Source organism: Actinomadura montaniterrae, from assembly GCF_008923365.1.
In the GTDB taxonomy this organism is placed as follows: Bacteria; Actinomycetota; Actinomycetes; order Streptosporangiales; family Streptosporangiaceae; genus Spirillospora; species Spirillospora montaniterrae.
Window position 1 is genome coordinate 1 of the sequence record NZ_WBMR01000433.1, and the last position, 2,721, is coordinate 2,721.

Annotated in this window: 2 protein-coding genes; both read right to left on the reverse strand. The window is 72.6% G+C overall.

Annotated elements, in window-relative coordinates:
* Nucleotides 1-98 precede the first annotated feature (98 nt).
* Nucleotides 99-1,454, reverse strand: a complete 1,356-nt coding sequence (locus tag F9B16_RS50020; protein ID WP_151547286.1) for an extracellular solute-binding protein — start codon at nucleotides 1,452-1,454, stop codon at nucleotides 99-101.
* Between the two features lie 94 nt (nucleotides 1,455-1,548).
* Complete coding sequence (locus F9B16_RS50025; protein WP_151547287.1) at nucleotides 1,549-2,673, reverse strand: carbohydrate kinase family protein; 1,125 nt, start codon at nucleotides 2,671-2,673, stop codon at nucleotides 1,549-1,551.
* Between the last annotated feature and the right edge of the window lie 48 nt (nucleotides 2,674-2,721).

The window sequence follows — 2,721 nt, forward strand, 5'->3', positions numbered from 1 at the left end:
GCCCCCGCGTTCCGCGCGGGGGGCGGCCGGTGCCCCGCCGCCGCGCCGGGGTGCCCGGGGCGGCGGCGGGACCGGCGGTCACGCCGGGCCGGTCGTCACTACTTCTTCTTCTGGAAGGCGCTGTAGTCGTCCTGGGCCGCCTTCATGACCTCTTGAGCGGACTTCTTGCCGGCGACGAGGCCCTGCAGCGGACCGCCGAACGCGTCGGTGAACGTCGGGGTCGTGTAGTCGATGTAGGGGGTGGTGCCGTCGTTCTTGCTGAGCTCGGCCCAGGCCGTCGACACCTCCTTCATCAGCGGCTTGTCCGGCTGCGTGGTGGCGGGCAGCACGGGGAGGCTGCCGGCCTGCACCGCGACGTTCATCGCCTCGGGCGAGGTGATGAAGTTGATGTAGGCGGCGGCGACGTCGGCGTGCTTGGACTTGGACGTGATCGACCACGGCAGGCTCTCGCCGCCCATCGTCGCGACCGGCTGGCCCGCCTGCGGCGCGGGCGGCAGCAGGAAGCCGACCTTGTCCTTCATCCGGTCGTTGAGGTCCGGCGCCCACCAGGTCCCGCCGAACATGAACACGCCCTCGCCCTTGGCGAAGTTCACCGGGGTGTCGTCCCACTTCACCGAGTTGGAGTCCTTGGTGAGGTAGCCCTTCTTCGCCCAGTCCGCGAGCTTCTGCGCGGCCTGCACGTTGGAGGCGTCCGTCCAGGCGCCGCCGCTGCCGAACACCAGCTTGCGGACGGCGTCCTTGCCGGTCGCGGCGTCCTGCAGGATGCCGTACAGCTGCATCGCGGGCAGCTTCTCCAGGTTGCCGAACGCGATCGGCACCTCGCCCTTGCCCTTGGCGGTGGCGAGCGCCTGCTCGAACTCGTCCCAGGTCTTCGGCGGCTGGATGCCGAGCTCGGCGAGCTTCTCCTTGTTGTAGTAGAGCCCGACGATCTCGCCGTTCAGCGAGACGCCGTACAGGTCGCCCGACCCGATGAGCTTGCCGTCCTTGGTGACGCTGTTGAGGTCCAGCAGGCCCTTCGGGTACCGCTTGGACCACCCGTACGCCTGGTCGTAGGCGCCGAGCGGCAGCAGCATGCCGTCCTTGACGTACTGGGCCATGGACGCGTAGCCCTGGTTGGCCTCGACGACGTCGGGCGGATTGCTGCCCGACAGCGCGAGCCGCAGCGTCTTCTGCAGGTCGCTGAAGGAGCGCGACACCCGCTTGATCTTCACGTTCGGGTACTTGGCCTCGAACTGGGCGTTGAGCTTCTCGATCTGCTCCTTCAGCCCGCCCTGGACCTCCTGGTCCCAGACGGTGAGCGTCACGTTCCCGGCCTTGGCGACGTCGGTGCTGACCGCCGCGGGCGCCTTGCTCGCCGGCTTGTCGTCCGACGAGCCCGGCGCGCAGGCGGCGGCGAGCGCGGTCACCAGGGCCGCCGCCGCGGCGACCGTGCTCCGTCTCATGAGCGTCGGCATTCCTGCGGCTCCTTTCTTGTGCTGCTGTCCCGTGCCGGCGCGGGGCCGCGCCGGCACGGGTCCTGGGGTGGGGCGGGGGGGCTGGGACGATCCGTCAGGACGAGTGCTGCAGGTCGTCGCGGAGCGTCGGCTCGGCGCGCACGACGGTGTCGGTCGCCGAGTCGGGAATGTAGTCGACGACGAACGCGTAGGGTTCCAGGACCTCCTCGGGGACCTCGCCGGACTCGCCGAACGCGGCGATCTCCCCCCAGCAGGGGGCGCCGAGCGAGCCGCTGCGGTGCCGGACCGACAGGCCCGCGCACAGGTTGGCGAACTTCAGCCGCTCCGCCAGGGGCAGCCCGGCGAGGGTGCCGAACAGGAACCCGGCGCCGAACACGTCGCCCGCCCCGGTGGCGTCCAGCGCCCGGACCGGCAGCGCGTCGGTCTCGGCGACCTCGCCGCTGCGCGAGTCGATCGCGATCGCGCCGGCGCCGCCGCGCTTGACCACGACCACCGGGACGCGCTCCGACAGGGCGCGGGCGGCGGCCTCGGGCGAGGCGGTGCGGGTGTAGGCCATCGCCTCGACCGCGTTGGGCAGGAACACGTCGACGTGCTCGAGCCGGTCCAGCACCTCGCTGGACCAGGTCTCGGTGGCGTCCCAGCCGAGGTCGGCGAAGACGGTGGTCCCGGCGGCGCGCATCTCCCGCGCCCACGCCGGCACCGGACGCTCGATGTCGATGAAGCAGGCCCGCGCCGACGGCGGCGCCGACCCGAGCACCTCCTCGTAGGAGTCGTCGGCGGAGCCGATGTCGGGGACGGGCTTGGCGTAGGTGACCATGCTGCGGTCGGAGTCGTAGGCCAGCGACACCGTCACCGGCGTGGGCCAGGCGGGGACGCGGCGGGAGTGGCCGAGGTCCACGCCCTCCTGCTCGGCGAGGGTCCGCCACAGGTAGGCGCCGAACAGGTCGTCGCCGAACGGGGCGGCGAGGCCGACGCGCAGCCCGAGCCGGCTCATCGCGACGGCGATGTTGGCGATGCCGCCGGGCGCCGAGCCGAGGCCGTCGGTGAACAGCTCGGTGCCCGGCGGCGGCAGGCCGGGCAGCCCGGTGAAGATCATGTCCATGAAGACCTGGCCGGACAGGAAGACGTCCAGGTCGGGCGCCGGTCCCCGGCCGCCGTCCGCGCGCGCCGCGAGCAGCCGCTCGCTCACCGCGCCGCGCTCGGCGCACGGGTCGGCCATCGACGGCTCGGGCGGCCGGCCGGGGGCCCCGGTCTCGCCGTCGGACGG